This window comes from Agrobacterium sp. rho-8.1 (assembly GCF_033957725.1).
In the GTDB taxonomy this organism is placed as follows: Bacteria; Pseudomonadota; Alphaproteobacteria; order Rhizobiales; family Rhizobiaceae; genus Agrobacterium.
In genome coordinates this window covers 219404-237837 of record NZ_CP192788.1, presented here as the reverse complement: position 1 = coordinate 237837, position 18434 = coordinate 219404, and the positions used below count along the sequence as shown (strand labels likewise).

At 56.8% G+C, this 18434-nt stretch carries 16 protein-coding genes; 3 read left to right on the top strand and 13 right to left on the bottom strand.

Annotated features, from left to right (window positions below; translation table 11 throughout):
• Window positions 1-138 precede the first annotated feature (138 nt).
• Window positions 139-384: a DUF982 domain-containing protein gene (locus tag RMR21_RS01215; protein WP_498668923.1), complete on the top strand. Its 246-nt coding sequence runs from the start codon at window positions 139-141 to the stop codon at window positions 382-384.
• 73 nt (window positions 385-457) lie between these two features.
• Here the strand turns inward: RMR21_RS01215 and RMR21_RS01210 are convergent, their stop codons facing one another.
• The 5 genes from RMR21_RS01210 to RMR21_RS01190 form a co-directional block, all read right to left on the bottom strand.
• Window positions 458-850, bottom strand: coding sequence for a PRC-barrel domain-containing protein (locus RMR21_RS01210; protein ID WP_498668922.1), 393 nt, complete (start codon window positions 848-850; stop codon window positions 458-460).
• Window positions 851-927: 77 nt separating this feature from the next.
• Window positions 928-1209, bottom strand: a complete 282-nt coding sequence (locus RMR21_RS01205; RefSeq protein WP_498668921.1) for a DUF2218 domain-containing protein — start codon at window positions 1207-1209, stop codon at window positions 928-930.
• 90 nt (window positions 1210-1299) lie between these two features.
• Window positions 1300-2976, bottom strand: a complete 1677-nt coding sequence (locus RMR21_RS01200) for an ABC transporter permease (RefSeq protein WP_498668920.1) — start codon at window positions 2974-2976, stop codon at window positions 1300-1302.
• A 255-nt stretch (window positions 2977-3231) separates the two neighbouring features.
• On the bottom strand, window positions 3232-4254 hold the full coding sequence (locus tag RMR21_RS01195; protein WP_498668919.1) for a Fe(3+) ABC transporter substrate-binding protein: 1023 nt from the start codon (window positions 4252-4254) through the stop codon (window positions 3232-3234).
• Window positions 4255-4402: 148 nt separating this feature from the next.
• Entirely contained in the window at window positions 4403-5455 is a 1053-nt protein-coding gene (locus RMR21_RS01190; protein ID WP_498668918.1) for an ABC transporter ATP-binding protein, read from the bottom strand.
• 269 nt (window positions 5456-5724) lie between these two features.
• Here RMR21_RS01190 and RMR21_RS01185 point away from each other — a divergent pair, with 269 nt between their 5' ends.
• Together RMR21_RS01185 and pgi are read left to right on the top strand one after the other, a co-directional pair.
• Entirely contained in the window at window positions 5725-7437 is a 1713-nt protein-coding gene (locus RMR21_RS01185) for a long-chain fatty acid--CoA ligase (RefSeq protein WP_498668917.1), read from the top strand.
• 107 nt (window positions 7438-7544) lie between these two features.
• Window positions 7545-9170, top strand: coding sequence for a glucose-6-phosphate isomerase (gene pgi, locus RMR21_RS01180; protein ID WP_498668916.1), 1626 nt, complete (start codon window positions 7545-7547; stop codon window positions 9168-9170).
• A gap of 76 nt (window positions 9171-9246) precedes the next feature.
• On the opposite strand, the gene RMR21_RS01175 is transcribed toward pgi, so the two are convergent.
• The 8 genes from RMR21_RS01175 to RMR21_RS01140 form a co-directional block, all read right to left on the bottom strand.
• Window positions 9247-10599: a dicarboxylate/amino acid:cation symporter gene (locus RMR21_RS01175; protein ID WP_498668915.1), complete on the bottom strand. Its 1353-nt coding sequence runs from the start codon at window positions 10597-10599 to the stop codon at window positions 9247-9249.
• 198 nt (window positions 10600-10797) lie between these two features.
• Window positions 10798-11973 carry a hypothetical protein gene (locus RMR21_RS01170; RefSeq protein WP_498668914.1) on the bottom strand — a complete coding sequence of 392 codons (1176 nt, stop codon included), beginning with the start codon at window positions 11971-11973 and terminating at the stop codon, window positions 10798-10800.
• A gap of 74 nt (window positions 11974-12047) precedes the next feature.
• Window positions 12048-12974 (bottom strand): carbohydrate kinase family protein, encoded by a 927-nt coding sequence (locus RMR21_RS01165; protein WP_498668913.1) that lies wholly within the window; start codon window positions 12972-12974, stop codon window positions 12048-12050.
• 94 nt (window positions 12975-13068) lie between these two features.
• Complete coding sequence (locus RMR21_RS01160; protein WP_498668912.1) at window positions 13069-13767, bottom strand: orotate phosphoribosyltransferase; 699 nt, start codon at window positions 13765-13767, stop codon at window positions 13069-13071.
• A 70-nt stretch (window positions 13768-13837) separates the two neighbouring features.
• Complete coding sequence (pyrC, locus tag RMR21_RS01155; RefSeq protein ID WP_498668911.1) at window positions 13838-14875, bottom strand: dihydroorotase; 1038 nt, start codon at window positions 14873-14875, stop codon at window positions 13838-13840.
• A gap of 97 nt (window positions 14876-14972) precedes the next feature.
• Window positions 14973-16010 (bottom strand): 4-hydroxyproline epimerase, encoded by a 1038-nt coding sequence (locus tag RMR21_RS01150; RefSeq protein WP_498668910.1) that lies wholly within the window; start codon window positions 16008-16010, stop codon window positions 14973-14975.
• Between the two features lie 71 nt (window positions 16011-16081).
• Window positions 16082-17413, bottom strand: a complete 1332-nt coding sequence (locus RMR21_RS01145) for an alpha/beta hydrolase (protein WP_498668909.1) — start codon at window positions 17411-17413, stop codon at window positions 16082-16084.
• Between the two features lie 235 nt (window positions 17414-17648).
• A complete protein-coding gene (locus RMR21_RS01140) occupies window positions 17649-18428 on the bottom strand; it encodes a class I SAM-dependent methyltransferase (RefSeq protein WP_498668908.1) in 780 nt (259 codons plus the stop codon).
• Window positions 18429-18434: the final 6 nt, after the last annotated feature.

Below are 18434 nucleotides of genomic sequence, written 5' to 3'. Positions count from 1 at the left end.
TCTCGCTATCCTGTCGTTCTTCGGCTTCCGTTGAGATCAAATTTCCGATTGTAAACTTAAGCATTCGCGAATATTCTCTTTCATGGGAACCATGTCGATGAGCTACTCGTTGACGTTGGCTATTAGGGAGGCGTCCGCATGAAACAAGCGATATGGGCAGAACCTGTCGAAGTGAATTTCGACAAGAATACCAGAAACGTCGTTGCCGGGCCGTTCGATGCCTTGGCTCTTTTGACCGAGAACTGGCCACATGTGCAGGGATTGACGTTCGTCAGAGCCCGTAGCGCATGCCGTGCAGCTCTGGATGGTCGCAAACCAGTCGAGGAAGCGCGGCGATGGTTTGAGGACGCTGTATCCGAAGCCGGAAAGCAGAAGAAGCACTGACGGCGAGGCCTTCGTATCGATATAGATTAGACTTAAAAAAAATGGCCCCAGTCGGGGCCATTTTTCGTTGATGCTACATCCAGTACGGCGGAACGCCATAGTAGTCGTAGACCTTGCGATCGTCATTGCCGAAAAGGCTGTCGTCATCGCGGTTTGCGAACTTAGGGCCATTTTCGATCTGGTCTTTTGTCAAATCGATGCGGTAGCCATCAAGCTCTTCATCGTAATGCAGCTTTTCCCACGGCAGTGGATAGTAGTCGTCACCGATGCCAAGAAATCCGCCAAAACTCAGCACCGCATAGGCAACCCGGCCGCCGCGCTTTTCAAGAATGATGCGCTGGATCGAGCCGATCTTCTTGCTGTCAGCGCCGTAGACGCTTGTGCCTTCAACCTTATCGCTGGCAATGAAGCTTGGGGTGTCCTTGACGTAAGGATCCTGACCGGGCTGAGGGGTGTGATGTACCATAACGTTTCCTCCTTCGCGTTCTATTCGTTATGGTTTGTAAATCCTCCGAAGACGAAATCGTTCCTCTTTTCGTCTAATCAATGCCAATCGAGCTTGTCGACCTCTTCGCGAAAAGCAAAGCGCAACAGGTGACTTTCGACTACAGATTTTGCGCGCTCCAGTTTCTCCTCGTCCGGCGCTGTGACAGCTATCCTCAGACGATCGCTATGCGCATCGAGGCTGGCCGTCCCGAAATCGAACGCGCATTCGCCATGGGTGTCGGAGTAGCTGACCTCGATCTTATGGGCAAAGTGTTTGAAAAGCTGGACGAGATATTTGCTGCCACTTTCCGTTGCCAATTCCGATTTCGCTACCAGCATGCTGGCTCCTTTATATAACATGATATAATTAGTCATGTTTAATGCCGAAGGCGGGATTTGGCAAATGAAAAGTCCCCCACGGTATCGCGCTCAAACTCTGATACGTCCGACCCGGGCGAGCAGCATGACGGGTAAAATACCGACGATGACGATGGCCAACGCGGCGATCGACGCTTCCTCGTAGGTCCCGCGCGCCGCCTCGCCATACAGATGCGTGGCGAATGTCTCGAAGTTGAGCGGACGCAGAAGCAGCGTCGCCGGTAATTCTTTCACGCAATCGACGAAGACCAGCAGTGCGGCGGCGGCTACCGCTGCCTTGGAAAGTGGCAGGTGGATGCTGTGGAACGTTGCAATCGAGGTGCGGCCAAGGGTTCGGGAGGCCTGATCGAGAGATAGGGGAATTCGGCTAAGCCCCGCATCGATCCCGCCGCCAGCAATGGTCAGGAAACGTGCCATATAGGCAAAGATCAGGGCAGAGCCGCTGCCGATCAACAAAAGACCGGTGGACACTCCAAACCAGTGCCGCATCGTTCCATCGACAAATCGGTCGAACCCGCCGAGTGCGATCAGCATGCCGATGGCAATGACGGTTCCCGGTGCCGCATAGCCAACGGTCGCCAGCCTGAAAGACCAGTGCGAGACCTTTCCCGGCGCAAGCCGCATGGCGTAGGCGACCACAAGCCCTGCAATGATCGTTGCCATGGTCGCGACACCGGCAAACAGCACCGTGTTCATCGCCTCAGCCGCAAACCGGGCGGAGAGCCCACTGAACTGAAATCGCTTCCATGCTTCCGTGACCAGATAGATCGCCGGGGCAATGAAGCCGACCAGAATCGGCAGACCGCCAAGCAAAAATGCCGCAACAGCGCGCGCACCTTGAAGACGCGCGGGGGCAAGAGCGGTGCTCTTTTGTGCCGAGGTGGAATAGCGTTGCCTGCGTCGCGCCCATTGTTCCATCGCAACCAGTGCGACGACCAGGAGCAACATGCACAGCGCAATCTGCGCCGCCCCCGGCAAATCGGATCTGGTGACCCAGGTGGTGTAGATGGACACGGTCAGCGTTCGCACACCCAGAAACTCCGACGCTCCGATATCGTTCAGAGCCTCCATCAGGGCGAGGCTGACGCCCACCGCGATGGCCGGGCGGGCAAGCGGCACCGCGACCTTGAGAAACAGCGCTCGTCTCGATGTTCCGAGCATACGGGCAGCATCGAGAAGGGTTCCAGCCTGCGTCAGAAACATCGCCCTGACCGGAATATAGACATAGGGATACAGCACGAAGCCGAGCAGGATGATGCAACCGGTCATCGAGCGGATATCGGGCAACCGAAATTCGCGCGGACTGGAATATCCCAGTATCCAGCGTATCGCTCCCTGCACCGGCCCCAGCGGATGCAAAATATCCAGATAGGCGTAGGCGACGATATAGGTCGGCATGGCCAGCGGCAATAACAGCGCCCACTCCAGAAGCCTGCGCCCACGAAAATCATAGGCGCTGACAAGCCAGGCACTGGCTGTGCCGATGACTCCGGCCAGAATGCCAACGCCGAGCAAAAGGATCAGCGTTTCGGGAAGTGCCGTTGCCAGCACGGTATCGCGCAGATGCCCCCAAAGACCATTGGAGCCCTTGATCGCCTCAGATAGCAGCGCCAGCACCGGCAGCATAGCGAAGGCTGCGATGACACAGGACGTCAACAGCCACCAGAATGCGGAGTTTATCCGCAGTCTCGGTCGGGAAGAATTGGCTGTGGCGGTGCTGGAGTGCATGCTGATCTTGGGAGTTTGACCGTGCAAAAACACGGGTTGCTTGAAACAGGCAAGGCGCCCGCGTGAAACGGGCGCCTGAGATCGAAGGGACCGAAGTCCCTGCTTTTCGTCATCCTCGGCCTCGTGCCGAGGATCTGTTGCCGTCGCAACACCCGGTCCGTTACAGATCCCTCGGGACAGCCCGAGGATGACGGACTTTGTGGTGAGCGGCCAACACATCAACGCGCCCGTTCAAGGCGCTATGTCCCCTAGCCCTTAATTGTCGAAACCGACCTTATCGACCAGCTGGCTGGCTTCCTTGCGGTGAGATACGATTTCGGTCAGCGACTTGGTATCGACTTTCAGGTCACCGAAAGAGGCGACGATCTTGTCGAGGGCGGCGCCCTTTTTCACGGGGTATTCGTAGTTGGCTTCCGCATAGATCTTCTGGGCTTCGTCGGACACCAGATATTCGAGAAGCTTGACGGCTTCGGCCTTGTTCGGCGCGTTTTTGGCAACGGCTGCACCCGAGACGTTCACCTGCGTGCCGCCGTCCTTGAACGTTGGCAGGACGACTTTGATGGCCTCGCCCCACTTGACCTGCTCTTCGCCGCCCTTGCCGGAGCGCATCAGGCCGACATAGTACGAATTGGCGACGCCGATCTCGCAAATGCCGCCGAGAATGTCCTTGGCGACATCGCGATCACCGCCGCCAGCCTTGCGGGCCAGATTGTCCTTGACGCCAGTCAGCCACTTCTCAGTGGCTTCGGTGCCATGGTGGGTGATGTAATTCGCAAACAGTATCGTGTTGTAGGGATGCTGGCCTGCGCGGATGCACACCTTGCCCTTCCATTTCGGGTCAGCGAGGTCTTCGTAGTTGAACGTGGAGACATCGACGTCTTTGGCTGCGTAGAGAACGCGAGCACGCAAGGACAGCGCAAACCAGTTGCCCTTGGCATCGCGCAGCTCGGCCGGAATGGCCTTCGTCAGAACCTCGGATTCGACCGGCTGGGTCACACCCTTTTCAACCAGATCGACCAGATTTCCAGCATCGACCGTCATCAAAACGTCAGCGGGCGAGCTCGTACCTTCGCTCAAAACGCGCTCGGCCAGACCGTCCTTGAGGAACACGGAGTTGACTTTGACGCCGCTCTCCTTGGTGAAGGCATCCAGCAGCGGCTGCATCAGGGCCGGTTCGCGGGTCGTATAGATGTTGAGTTCCGCAGCATTTACCGCTCCGGCCGAAAAGGCCATCGTGCTGGCCAGAAGCGCAATTTTGGTGATGGTCAGTGATGTCATGCCTATGTCCCTGTGACGTGAAAATGATGTCGGAACTGCATGCACCATACCTGATCGGTTAAATCAAGTTATGTTCTCCAGGTTTTCAGCGCGTTTCTCTCACTTTGAGTTGAATATAAGCGCTTTTTTGGAGTCTGAATTCAGATATTCAATCTGAGGTAAAGGTTAGAACGGTCTCTTTCTCTACCCAGAGATTGACCTCTTCAACATCGACAGGCGTCCGGCGCATGCTGCGGACCCGCACGTCCTGCATGAGGCCGTCCACGCTCACCGAAACCTGTTCGATCTCGCCCATGAACACACGGTTGGTGATGCGCCCAAAAATTGCGGCGCCGGTCTTAAACGGAGAAATGGTGATCGCGCCCGGGCGGATATAGGCGAAGGCCTTCTCCCCTTCACGCAGATCGCCCTTGTGGGCAAAGCTTCCGATCGGCGTTTCCAAGTACCCGTTTCTGACTGTGCCTTCCACCTTGTTGAAGGAGCAGAAGAAATCTGCGGCATAACGGCTGACCGGGTTGTCATGCAACTCGTAGCCCGTGCCGGTCTGCACGATACGACCTTTCTCCATCAGCACCACGCGATCGCCCGCAGACAAAGCCTCTTCGGGGTCGTGCGTGACCATGATGGCCGTCGTTTTCAGGTCTCGCAGGAGGCCGAGCGTTTCTTCGCGCACGCTGTCACGAAGCCCGCGATCCAGATTGGAGAAAGGCTCGTCCATCAGCAGAATGTCAGGCTTGGGTGCCAGGGCACGCGCCAGCGCCACGCGCTGCTGCTCACCGCCGGAAAGCGTATGCGGATAGCGCCTGGCCAAATCCGCCAGTCGCACATGCTCGATCATCTCGGCAGCACGCGCCCGCGCTTGCGCTTTCGGCTGACCTTTCAAACCGAAGAGAACATTCTGCTCGACCGTCAAATGCGGAAACAGCGCATAGTCCTGAAACACGAAACCGATACGCCGCTTTTCGGGCTCCATGAACGTCGTCGGCCCGGCAATCTCGCGCCCGTTCATCATGATCGAGCCTGAATCAGGCGTCTCGACACCCGCGATAATCCGCAAAAGGGTCGATTTACCGCAGCCTGAACGACCAACAAGGCAGATGATCTCGCCGCGCATGACCGTCAGGTCGATACCCTCAAGCACATCCACATCGCCAAAGCGCTTTCCGATGGTGCTGAGGTGGAGAGCGGCGGTCTCTGGCATGTCAGGGTTCCGTGTTTTCTGATGTGGTTTTGTTGATCGCGCAAATCAGGATTAAAGTCAAAAGCCAAACACGACGTCCCGGGCAGACATCGGGGATTTGGCCAGGGCGATAGTTGACGTTTACGTTAGAGTTAAATACGCTGATGTGAGTGGATGGTTTTGGAGGCTTCATCTACAGTTGCAATCATTGGTGCATCATCACGCCGAGGAGCTGGCAGGGATGACCGCACATTGCAGGTGATTGCAAATGCCAGCATGGGAGGACGGACATGAGCGACGTGAGTTTTAGCCGCCAGGAACCGGGTAGTCTGCCGCGACCCTGGCTTGCATCCTATCCGCAAGGCGTCCCTGCGGAGATTCCCGACCTTGGTTATTCCTCCCTCGCCGAGCTGCTGGAAAAAAGCTGCGCGCGCTATGCCGATCGCAAGGCATTTTCCTCCATGGGCAAGTCCCTCACCTATCGCCAGCTGGAAGAACAGACCCGCCGCGTCGGTGCTTGGTTGCAACAGTTGGGCTTGCAAAAGGGTGACCGCGTTGCGGTCATGATGCCCAATATTCTCCAGAACCCGGTTGCAACTTACGCCATTTTGCGCGCAGGACTGGTCGTGGTAAACGTCAACCCTCTCTACACGCCCCGCGAACTGGAACATCAGCTGAAAGATTCCGGCGCCAAGGCGCTGTTCGTGCTCGAAAACTTCGCCCATGTCGTTCAACAGGCGCTGCCGAAGACGGATGTGAAGCATGTCGTCGTCGCGTCCATGGGCGATCTGCTGGGCCTCAAGGGCCACATCGTCAATCTCGTGGTGCGCAAGGTCAAGAAGATGGTTCCGGCCTATGCGCTGCCGCAGGCTGTCAGCTACAAGGCTGTACTGGCGCAATCTCGCCAGATGGAATTGAAACCGACCGATATCGGTCTCAACGACGTGGCCTTCCTGCAATATACCGGTGGCACGACGGGTGTTTCCAAAGGCGCTGTCCTGACCAACGCCAATCTCCTGGCCAACAAAAGCCAGATCGCGTTGTGGATGGAACCCGGCTTCGTCAACAGGACCAGACCTGAAGTCTTGAACTTCGTGTGCGCCCTACCCCTTTACCACATTTTCGCTTTGACGGTGAATTCGCTGATGGGCATTGCGCTCGGTGGTCACAATCTGCTGATTGCCAATCCACGCGACATTCCCGGATTCGTCAAGGAGCTGTCGGGTTACCAGCCTCACATCTTCCCCGGTATCAACACGCTGTTCAATGCACTCCTGAACAATGAGGAATTTCGCAAACTCGATCTCTCGTCGCTGGTTCTTGTCATGGGCGGCGGCATGGCGGTGCAGCGACCGATTGCGGAACGTTGGGCATCTGTGACAGGCACCCATATCTGCGAAGGTTACGGTCTTTCCGAAACATCGCCGGTTGCCACGGTCAACCCGCTCGGGGTACCGGATTTCAGCGGCACGATCGGGCTTCCCATGCCTTCGACCGATATCGACATTCGCGACGATGACGGCAACAGTCTGCCGCTTGGCGACGTGGGCGAGATTTGCATCCGCGGCCCTCAGGTCATGGCCGGTTACTGGCAGCGCGATGACGAAACCGCCAAGGTCATGACGCCAGACGGCTTCTTCCGATCCGGCGACATCGGTTTTCTGGACAACCGTGGCTATACGAAGATCGTTGACCGCAAGAAGGATATGATCCTCGTGTCCGGGTTCAACGTCTATCCGAACGAGATCGAAGAGGTGGCCGCAGCCCATCCCGGCGTGCAGGAATGTGCCGCCGTTGGTATTAACGACGAGCATTCCGGCGAAGCGGTAAAGCTTTATGTCGTTAAAAAGGATGCCAGCCTCACCGCTGACGACCTGAAGGCGTTCTGTGCGAAAAGCCTGACCAACTACAAGCGGCCCAAGCATATCGAGTTCCTGCCGGAACTGCCAAAGACCAATGTCGGCAAGATCCTGCGGCGTGAACTTCGCAAGCTGGCTAACTGATTGGTGTCCTTCACGATATTTCAATCGATTTACCAGATCTCGCCTTGATTTAGCCCGATGAAAAAGAATAGCTTCCTCATCCTTTCCCGGAGCATGAGGAGCATTCCATGCAGGCCATCGTCGAAAACCTGAAATCCACCGCCGCAAAAACTGCGGCTACCGATCTTCGCGCCGCATTTGCCGCCAACGCCAACCGTTTCGAGCAGTTCAGCGTCCGCTTCGATGACCTGTTGATGGATTTTTCCAAATGCGCGGTGAATGACGAGGTCCTCGCGCTTCTCGAAAAGCTTGCCGTCGAAGGCGGCGTCCAGAAGAAGCGCGATGAAATGTTCTCCGGCAAAGAAATCAACTTTACCGAGGGACGCGCCGTGCTGCACACCGCACTGCGCAACCGTTCCAACACGCCTGTCATGGTGGATGGCAAGGATGAGATGCCGGATGTGAACGGCGTTCTGGCTGCCATGGGCAAGTTTGCCGATGCCATCCGTTCCGGTACGCTCAAGGGTGCGACGGGCAAAAAGATCACCGATATCGTCAATATCGGCATTGGCGGCTCGGACCTCGGCCCTGTTATGGCCACTTTGGCGCTGGCTCCGTTTCATGATGGCCCCCGCGCCCATTTCGTCTCCAACATCGACGGCGCGCATATTGCCGATACGCTGAAACTGGTTGAACCGGAAACCACGCTCTTCATCATCGCGTCCAAGACATTTACCACCATCGAGACGATGACCAATGCCGCGACGGCACGCACATTCATCGCCGATGCGCTGGGCGAAGAGGCTGTGAAGCACCACTTCTGCGCCGTCTCCACCGCATTGGACAAGGTTGCCAAGTTCGGGATCGACAGCGACCGGATCTTCGGCTTCTGGGATTGGGTCGGCGGTCGTTATTCCATCTGGTCGGCCATCGGCCTGCCGCTCATGATCGCTGTTGGTCCAGAGAATTTCGGAAAGTTCCTGGATGGCGCCCACGCCATGGACACGCATTTCCGCGAGGCGCCCGTGCGCCAGAACCTGCCAATGCTGCTCGGCCTTATCGGCTTTTATCACCGCAATGTTCTGGATTATTCGACGCGCGCCATTCTCCCTTACGACCAGCGCCTGTCGCGCTTCCCGGCCTATCTGCAACAGCTGGATATGGAATCGAACGGCAAGGGCGTCACCATCGACGGCACCCCTGTCGAAGGCCAGTCCGGCCCGGTGGTCTGGGGCGAGCCCGGCACCAACGGTCAGCACGCTTTTTATCAGCTCATCCATCAGGGCACGAGCGTCATTCCTGCCGAATTCATGATTGCCGCCAACGGCTTCGAGCCGAACCTGCGCCACCAGCACCAGCTGCTCATCGCCAATTGCCTTGCGCAATCGGAAGCGCTGATGAAGGGCCGTACGCTGGCCGAGGCCAAGGAGCAGCTCACCTCGAAGGGCATGGACGACAAGAAAGCCGACTTCATCGCCCCGCACCGCGTCTTCACCGGCAACCGCCCGTCGATCACCTTCGTTTACGACACGCTGACACCCTTCGCGCTCGGTCGCCTGATCGCGCTGTACGAACACCGCGTCTTTGTGGAAGGTGTCCTCTTCCGTATCAATTCCTTCGACCAATGGGGTGTGGAACTGGGCAAGGAACTGGCGACGGGTCTGCTGCCGGTGGTGGAAGGCAAGGAAAGCGCCGAAAGCCATGACAGCTCGACGCAGGGGCTCGTCAAAGCGCTGTCAGGCCTCGCAAAGTAAGACATCAAGCCCTTTCGCATCAAAAAAACCCGCTGGTCTCCCAGCGGGTTTTGTCGTTTCAAAGCGGTCAAAACACCTATTCCGCAGGCACCGCCCCCGGGTCGAGCGCGTCGATGCCTTCCTGACGGTCGTAGGCGGCCTGATCGAGAATACCCTGACGTTTCGCAACGATGGTTGGGATGAGTGCCTGACCCGTGACGTTGACGGCCGTTCGGCCCATATCGAGGATTGGATCCACCGCCAGCAACAAGCCAACACCTTGAAGAGGAAGGCCAAGCGTGGAGAGCGTCAGCGTCAGCATGACGGTCGCGCCGGTCAGGCCAGCCGTCGCTGCCGAGCCGAGAACCGATACGAAGGCGATCAGCACATATTCCTGAATGCCGAGCGGCACGCCATAAAACTGCGCGACGAAGATAGCGGAAATCGCCGGGTAGATCGCAGCACATCCGTCCATCTTGGTCGTCGCGCCCAGCGGCACGGCAAAGGCTGCATATTCACGCGGCACACCGAGATTGCGCTCCGTCACCTGTTCCGTCACCGGCAGGGTGCCGATCGACGAACGGGACACGAAAGCCAGCTGGATGGCAGGCCAGGCGCCCGAAAAGAAGCGGACAGGATTCAACCCGTTCGCGGTCAGGATAATCGGGTAGACCACGAACAGAACCAGCGCGAGACCGATATAGATCGCTGCGGAATACCAGCCGAGCGAAGCCAGTGCCTCCCAGCCATAGACGGCAACCGCGTTGCCCAGCAGACCAATGGTACCGATCGGTGTGAGACGGATGACCCACCACAGAATTTTGCGGGTGATGGCGAGAAGCGAACGATTGAACGCTAGAAACGGCTCCGCCTTCTCACCCACCTGCAAGGCCGCGATCCCGACGGCAATGGAAATCACCAGGATTTGCAGCACATTGAAGTTGAGCGACGTCGCCGCACCCGTTCCACTGATTTTGGTCGACGCCTGAAGACCCAGCAGGTTGGCAGGGATCAAGCCTTTGAGAAAATCGAGCCACGAGCCCGTGCTGGACGGCACGGCCGCAGCGGTGGCCGCAACACCGGAGTTAACACCCGGCTGGATCAGCAACCCAAGCGCAATGCCGATGACAACGGCAATCAAAGCCGTGATCGCAAACCACAACAGCGTCTGCCACACCAACCGCGCCGCATTGTTCAACTCTCGCAGATTGGCGATGCTGGCAACGATGGCGGTAAAGATCAAAAGCGGCACAAGCGCTCGCAGCAGCTGAACAAAAATCGTGCCGATGGTCGACAGCGTCTGCACCAACCAATTCGGCCCCGCCTCCGAAGCGCCCATCTGTCGGGCGATGTAGCCCAGCACAAGACCGACAACCATAGCGGCAAAAACCTGAAAGCCGAACGACGCATAAAAGGGCTTATGTGCCCGTGGGGTGGATGAAGCAGACATTTTGGTATTCCATGAAAGCACGACAACCATGTCAGTCGTCTAATGCATGAAGGAGGGAGAGTTGACCTAATAGTCGGCATATTTACCAAGCATATCAACGAATGAGATTGCGCCGGAAAGGGACCTATTGAAATTTTGATCCACCAGAGCGTCTAAGCTTATACAAAAACTGGTACGCAGCACTGAAATTATGGATTTTCACTGATCTCCAAATCGATCTAGAATTTCCTGCAAGTCGGTTCGAGTTTCCTCATTGGCTTTTTTGAGCACTTGGTCAATCGGACCGATCGACGCCTTCCCATATTTGAACAAAAGCGCATAAACCGAAGATTTTAACAGCGGATCGTCACTCTTGAGGCGCGCCTTGAGCGCCGTCCTGATGACGAAATCCACCTTATCAATAGGCACAGCCCCTTCCGACCCAATGGCGCTCATTATAATCGCCATGCTTTTTTGTTTTTCGTCGACCACCTCAACGTCAACAATCTTCGCCAATCTCAGGACACCGTTTTCGCCAACTTCTGCTAAAGCGCGTCCAACAGCGCCACTCTTGAGTGGATCGTTCGTCAGCGCCAATGCGGTTGCCAACGCATCGATGACAACGTCATCTCGACCAGGAAATCTTCCGAGTTCTGTCGCCCAATGCATCCGTTCGTCGTCTGACGATGCTGAAATGAGTTTGGTAAGAACCAGATTGAATACACCGTCGAAAGAGCCTGAGTTGGGACCAAGTGCCTGTGCAATCTTGATGCGAACATCATCTGCATCGGATGCGATTAAAATTTCTTCGAATTTCTGCCGAACCTGAGGCGGCAATGGGGTCTTTCTCAAGAGACTGGCAAGATTTCCGATAAATTCGACATTGGCTGACGCTAACACCGCTTTGAAAATTAGATCGCTCGATCTCTCAACTTCGCCGTAAAGAGAGGAATGATAAACTCCTCTTTCATCCGAGGATGCAGACATCTCGGCACGTCTAAGAATTTCAGTTACCAGAAAATCTCGACTTTCTTTGTTGGAAGCAACTGAGAGCAAGATTAGTCCTTGCGTCCGCTTCATGAAGTTTTTTCGGGTCAATCCCTCGACGGCGGCGACCATAAAATCTTGTTCGAAACTAACGTTGCGAAAATACTCGAGCGGTTCAAATCTACGCACGAGAAGAACATACAATTTGGTGAGCATCTCTGTTCGCTCGTCCTGATCTGACGACAGGTATCGGTCAACAAAGTCTTTCGGACAATACCTATCGCCAGAAGCCAAACTTCTGCACGGCAAGTCGTAAAACATGTCAGATGCACTCTCGGCTTTCGCCGACAGGGACATCAACATCAGTGGTAAACCCACCATAATGAGTACGGAGGTTAACTTGTTCATACATCTCGCTCAAAAATCGCAGCACTTACAGCCTAAGCAATTGATAGTAAGACAATGAACACTTTACAACCTAACTACAACCCAATCTCCTCCGCCCAAGGCGGGTTCGCCCCGGCGCGTGAAACCGTCACCGCCGCGGCCTTAGCGCCCAGCGCCAGTGCCTTGGCAATCTGCTCTTCGGTCAGTGCCGCAACCTGTGGCTTGGTCAGCAGGCCCTGGAGTTTGAGCGAGGCCAAAATGCCGGCGTCGAAGGTGTCGCCGGCGCCGACGGTGTCAACGACGTCGACGCGTTCGCTTGGAACTTCCACGCGCAGGCTGGAGGTGTAGCCGACGGCGCCTTGTGCGCCGCGCGTGACGACGACGAGTTTAGCGCCGTGGTGTAGCCAGTGGCGGGCGAGTGTGTCTTCGTCGCCTTCCAGACCAAACCAAGCCAGATCTTCATCCGAGAATTTGACGATGTCAGACTTGGCGGCCATGCGGTTGATGCGGTCGAGGTGTTTCTGTTTGTCCTTGATGAAACCGGGGCGGATGTTGGGGTCTAGAGAGATGACGCGCTTCTCGTGTTCGCGCATCAGAAGCGCTTCATAGGTGCCGCCGCAGGGTTCTGGAATGAGGCTGATCGCGCCGAAATGCATGGCCTCGCAATCGGCACCTATGTTGGGTAGATCGCTCTCCGACAGCATGCGCAGCGCCGTGCCTTCATCGTAGAAGGCATAGGTCGCGTGACCGTCCACCAGCTTGACGAAAGCGATTGTGGAGGGGCGATGCGAGAAGGCGCAGAGGCTGTAATCGACATTGCTGGCCTTCAGCGTGTCTTTCAGGATTTCGCCCATCATATCGTCGGCAATGCCGGAGAAGAAGGACGAGGGAACGCCGAGACGACCGAGCGCGATGGCGGTGTTGAAGACCGCGCCACCTGCATAGGGCGCAAAACCCGGCTCGCCTTTTGTGGTCTCACGCGGCAGCATATCGATCAGGGCTTCACCACAACACAGGATCATCCGGTTCTCCTCCGTATCAAAAACTAAATCGATTTAAACAACTTCACCTGAATTGGCCAGTCGCTGCACGATCGAAATTCGGCCCCAACCAAGATTACGATTGCGGCAATTCGCTGATGCCACCGCGTGCGGCAGACCATGGCAACGGGTTGTCGAGGAAGGCTTCCACTTCCGACAACGTCTTATCATCGAATAGTTTTTCGGAGCGGGCGACCGCCAAAACATTGCGCCATGTGCTGAGGTAATGCAGTTTTACGTTTCCGTTGGCAAAACGTGCTTCGGCTTCCGGGAAGATACCATAATAAAACAGCGCGATGCCGTGATCGACAATGCCACCGGCAGCGCGGATCGCGTCGATGAAGGTGAACATGGACCCGCCAGCGGTGGTCAGATCCTCGATGACAAGAACGCGTGCACCTTCCGGCATATGGCCTTCGATCTGCGCATTGCGGCCATGGCCCTTTGGCTTTTTACGGCAATAGATCATCGGCAAGCCCAAGCGTTCGGCCAGAAAGGCTGCGAAGGGAATACCCGCCGTCTCGCCACCCGCCACGCAATCGAACGTTTCAAAGCCCGCGTCAGTGACGATCTTGGCCGCTGCAAAATCCATCACGGCGGAGCGGATGCGCGGGTAGGAGATCAGCTTGCGCATGTCGATATAGACAGGGCTCTTCATGCCGGACGCGAAGGTGTAGGGGCTCTCGGAGTTGAAATGGACCGCCTTGATTTCCCACAACATCTTCGCAACAAGCTCCGCCACAATGGCGCGATCCGTGAATGTAAATTGGGACATCGGGCGTTTTCCTTTATCGTCATGGAGCACATAGAAAAACTGCCGGATAAACCGGCAGCAATTGAAAAAATCAGGCGACGTCCCAGTGCAGCGGGAACATCGGGTCGAACACTGTGACAGTGCCATCACCGGTTTCGATCTTGGCCGGGAAATTCACGGGCTCATCGCGTTTCACCAACGTGATCGTGTCCTCGTTCGGTGCCAGACCATACCAGGCCGGACCGTTGAGCGAAGTGAAAGCTTCCAGTCTGTCGAGCGCGTTGTCCTGCTCGAACACATGGGCAAGGCAGCTCATGGTGTTGATGGAGGTGTAGACGCCGGCGCAACCACAGGCGCATTCCTTCAACGGGTCCACATGTGGGGCGGAATCCGTGCCGAGGAAGAACCTGATATCGCCGGAGGTGGCGGCGGCGCGCAGCGCCAGGCGATGTTCTTCGCGCTTGGCCACCGGCAGACAGTAATAATGCGGCTTGATACCGCCGACCAGAATGGCGTTGCGGTTGATGATCAGATGATGGGTGGTGATGGATCCGGCGAGATTGGCCTTGGACGCCTTGATGTAATCCACACCGTCTTGCGTCGTGACATGCTCCATCGTGATTTTCAATTCGGGCAGACGCTGACGCAGCGGGTCCAGAACCGTGTCGATGAAGACCTTTTCACGGTCGAAAATATCGACCTCCGGCGTCGTCACTTCACCGTGGACGCACAGCGGCAGACCAATCTTCGCCATGCGCTCCAGCACCGGCATCGCCTTGTCCATATCCCGCACGCCGCCGTGGGAATTGGTGGTAGCACCGGCGGGATAGAGCTTGACGGCGGTAATGAGGCCGCTGGCCTTCCCCTCCTCCACATCGTCGGCGCTGGTCTGTTCGGTCAGATACAGCGTCATCAGCGGCTGGAAGGTGTCGCCAGCGGGAATGGCCTTGACGATACGATCCTTGTAGGCAATCGCATCAGCCGTTGTCACCACCGGTGGCACGAGGTTGGGCATGATGATGGCGCGTGCGAAATGGCGGCTGCTATCCCCGATCACGCCTTCCAGCATCGCACCATCGCGCAAATGCAGGTGCCAGTCATCAGGGCGGCGAAGGGTGATCGACTTCATCGTGAAACCTCTGGATCATGCTGGAATTGCGCCCGTTTAGCACCATTCCATGGAAGAAAACAACGTCCAGAGCAGACTTTTTCAACGCAAACGTGGCTTAGATCGCGCCTGCCTGCGGGCCCCACACGTCCGTCATGGCAAATCCATCTGCCAGTGGATCATTCGGATCGAGCCAGACCTGATGCATGCCGAAGGTGAAGCCGCGCCCGGTAATGGTGGGAATGACCGCTGGTCTTCCGGCGACCTCCGTGGTGGCTGAAAGCCCTACCTCAAACTGCGTGCCGATGATGGAGCGCGACGTGTAGGTATCACCCACCTTTACCTTGCCGCGCGCATGAAGCGTGGCGAGATTGGCGGAATTGCCCGTGCCACAGGGAGAGCGATCCGCCCGGCCCGGCCACATGGTGGTGCAGGTGCGGATGGTGCCATCAGCCTCGGTATCGCGGAACATCACGTAAGCCACGCCCGAGATGGCCGGGATTTCGGGGTGCGCAACGGGAATTTCGCGGTTGACGATATCCTTCAGCACCATGCCCGCCGCCACCAGTTTCGCAGCATTGGCCTTGTCTATGGTCAGGTCGATCTGCTGCACATCCACCAGCGCATAAAAAATGCCGCCATAGGCGATATCCATGCGGATGCGGCCCCAGTCCGGCGTATCGATCTCGACATCCAGTCGATGCACGAAGGACGGCACCATGGTCAGTTTCACCGTCTCGCAACGACCGTCGCGGCAGGTGGCGGTGGCCTTTACCAGACCGGCGGCCGTTTCCAGCGTGACGATCGTTTCCGGCTCCTTCATCTCCACTATGCCGCTTTCCAGCAGCGCTGTCGTGGCACAGATGGAGTTGGAGCCGGAACTGGCATGTGCCTGATCCGGCTGGATAATGACGAAAGCGGCATCGGCATCGGGGTGCTTGGGCGGCAGCAGCAGGTTGACAGAGCCGATCGGCGCGCCACGTGGCTCCAGCGTCAGGAAGCGGCGAAGCTCTTCGCCTTTGGGATCGGTGTTCAGCCAATGGAGTTGTTCGGCAACGGTGGCACCGGGAATTTTCGGAACGCCACCGGTAGCAACGCGCCCGATTTCACCTTCGCAATGCACATCGAGAAGCTGAAGGGTGCGTTTGAAGCGCATGAAGATCACTCCGAAAATGGATTATCGTTGGCCGGTCTTAGCGCATCAAATACTGTTTGTATATTATAGGCTCAACGATCCCGGCATTCGGACTTTCCGCGATTTTGAGATGCGGCGCAATCCAGATCGCCGCGTGGTCCCGAACTCAGATCTTGCGGATCGACCACGCTCGTCGCCGTATCCCCCACGGATCCAACCGTATTGCCGACAGAACGGCCGAGACGCTCGACCTGCCGCCCGTAATTCTCGCGCGTGCGTGGATCGAACACCGCAATCGGCGCACTGACGACGACGCTGGCCGCCGTACCAACCGTTTGTGCTGCACCGATGCCCACCGCACCAATCGCTTCACCCAGACCGACATCGGAATCCGTCACCGTCTGCCCGTCGATCAGCCTGCCGCCAATGAGGCGCACGACTTCGGGGCTTTCGGCGAACTTTCCATGGTTGAGACTATCGCCGGACTTCAGTTTGGTGAGATCGAGCACGGTAATGCCAGCGCTCTCCAATTGGCTGCGATAGGGCTCTGCGCCGGGGTCGATCTGGCCGAGGCGATCCACATTGCCGGAAATGCGACGCGACAGGCTAAGCGCCCTGTCATCCTGAGATACGAACAATGTGAACTTCGGCTTTTCCTTGCCAAGGCTCGCATATTGGCGGGCAAATACATCCACATCGAGATCCGGTGCAGCCAGAATGACGTTGTTGATCTTTGGATAGACCCGTCCATGGCGGATCGCCATCTGGCGCAGCGCCTCGACTGCGAGCCAGGTTCCCATGGAGTGCGCCATGACCGTCACGTCGCTGACCGCACTGTCCTTGGCCAGCCGGGTCAGCATTTCTTCCAGCGCATCGCGGGAATAATTGGTGCTTTCCTTGTCGTAGTTGTAATCGAACACGCTGGCGCGCGATGGCCAGGTGAACACCACCGGCAGGACGTCGGACCCGGAATCGTGGACGATCTGCGCAAAGCGATAGACCGATTCCTCATATCGATTGTTGAAACCGTGGACGAAAACCAGCACACGCTTGTTTTTCAGGCTGTTACGCTTGATCCAGTGTTGAGCGTCGGTGTCGCTTTTCAGCGATTCAACGGAAACAGTTGTGAAGCTCTTCAGTGGGTCAGCCGGCAGCTTCTTCGGCCACTGCACCTGACCCACCTTGCGGTTGGCCTCAGGCGGAATGGAAACCGAGATCGCATCGACCTTCAGCCCGGTCCCGCGCTCTCCCCCAAACAGAATAGCCTTGTCATCGGATGGTGCACGCGTGGTGGCAACCAGAAGATTGACCGCAGAGGTACCCTGCACTCTTTGCCCTGTCGGCGTCATCACCCCAATGGGACGCCCGCCGCAACTGGCAAGAAAAGCAAGCAAGGTGACAAGGGCTACAAGCCTTGCGGCCATTCAGATACTCCAGGGAAACGGCGAAGGCTCTCTCGTCACAAGTGACGATCTATCGCCTTCGTTACCAACTGTCTCCCTTATTACAGAACAGCTGCCCATAGGCCAGCCGCCATGGCACCGTGGGGGGCGCTTTTCGCCGCAGTGTGTCGCGCGTGCCGCAGACGACCGTTGGCGCAGGAGCGCCACTGCCAGATATCTGGCGGTGGTGCGCCAGATACCGCAATAACAGCTGGATTTACAAATGAAGTGTCAGCGGAGGAATTTGTGGAGCCTTCTCGACAAGCACCAATCCACGCGCGAACTTTATGCTCGCGATGGATTTTGCCAGCGCGATAACTTCGTACTGATTTCTCGACCCTGGCAAGTGAACGGCAAAGTCGTTGTAATTATAATCTTCGAAAATGCTGTTTTGAATGTCGATCAGCATCTTGAAGAATTCGACAGTGGTCACCGGCGCGTCGCGGAAAGCATCGGTATGCCCCCAGTACATGCACTCCAGATCCTCCACGAAATAGATGCCGGTATCCTTTAGTCCACTGTTGAACAGACCGTTGAAGGACGCAATCTGATGCGAGGCAATATGGCTGCCGTCATCGATGATGATGTCGAACGGACCATATTTGTCGACGACCGATTGCAAGAAAGTCGGATCGCTCTGATCGCCGATTTCGACATGGATGTCGTGTTCAGGCGCGTTGAAGCGTGCGCAGCCTTCGTCAATGTCGATTCCGACAATGACCGCTCCATCTCCGAAGAAACGTCTCCACAATTGCAAAGACGCTCCTTTGTAAACGCCAATTTCAAGAACGCGGGGTTGCTTGCCGTGATATCGTCCAAACTCGCGGTCATAGGTCTGAAAATAGCCAAGCCATTTGTGCCCCCCTGGAATCGTCGCCCACACCTGGCCGGAGACGGTGTTGTCGACACTCGGGAATGGCGGAACTTTGTTGCCTTCCCACGCAACTCTCTTGCGCATTTCTTCGGTCAGCAGGTTATGAATAGGTCTGGACGGCATGATTTT

Coding starts and splice junctions, on each gene's coding strand:
- RMR21_RS01215 (WP_498668923.1), top strand. CDS start 139: ATGAAACAAGCGATATGGGCAGAACCTGTCGAAGTGAATTTCGACAAG.
- RMR21_RS01210 (WP_498668922.1), bottom strand. CDS start 850: ATGGTACATCACACCCCTCAGCCCGGTCAGGATCCTTACGTCAAGGAC.
- RMR21_RS01205 (WP_498668921.1), bottom strand. CDS start 1,209: ATGCTGGTAGCGAAATCGGAATTGGCAACGGAAAGTGGCAGCAAATAT.
- RMR21_RS01200 (WP_498668920.1), bottom strand. CDS start 2,976: ATGCACTCCAGCACCGCCACAGCCAATTCTTCCCGACCGAGACTGCGG.
- RMR21_RS01195 (WP_498668919.1), bottom strand. CDS start 4,254: ATGACATCACTGACCATCACCAAAATTGCGCTTCTGGCCAGCACGATG.
- RMR21_RS01190 (WP_498668918.1), bottom strand. CDS start 5,455: ATGCCAGAGACCGCCGCTCTCCACCTCAGCACCATCGGAAAGCGCTTT.
- RMR21_RS01185 (WP_498668917.1), top strand. CDS start 5,725: ATGAGCGACGTGAGTTTTAGCCGCCAGGAACCGGGTAGTCTGCCGCGA.
- pgi (WP_498668916.1), top strand. CDS start 7,545: ATGCAGGCCATCGTCGAAAACCTGAAATCCACCGCCGCAAAAACTGCG.
- RMR21_RS01175 (WP_498668915.1), bottom strand. CDS start 10,599: ATGTCTGCTTCATCCACCCCACGGGCACATAAGCCCTTTTATGCGTCG.
- RMR21_RS01170 (WP_498668914.1), bottom strand. CDS start 11,973: ATGAACAAGTTAACCTCCGTACTCATTATGGTGGGTTTACCACTGATG.
- RMR21_RS01165 (WP_498668913.1), bottom strand. CDS start 12,974: ATGATCCTGTGTTGTGGTGAAGCCCTGATCGATATGCTGCCGCGTGAG.
- RMR21_RS01160 (WP_498668912.1), bottom strand. CDS start 13,767: ATGTCCCAATTTACATTCACGGATCGCGCCATTGTGGCGGAGCTTGTT.
- pyrC (WP_498668911.1), bottom strand. CDS start 14,875: ATGAAGTCGATCACCCTTCGCCGCCCTGATGACTGGCACCTGCATTTG.
- RMR21_RS01150 (WP_498668910.1), bottom strand. CDS start 16,010: ATGCGCTTCAAACGCACCCTTCAGCTTCTCGATGTGCATTGCGAAGGT.
- RMR21_RS01145 (WP_498668909.1), bottom strand. CDS start 17,413: ATGGCCGCAAGGCTTGTAGCCCTTGTCACCTTGCTTGCTTTTCTTGCC.
- RMR21_RS01140 (WP_498668908.1), bottom strand. CDS start 18,428: ATGCCGTCCAGACCTATTCATAACCTGCTGACCGAAGAAATGCGCAAG.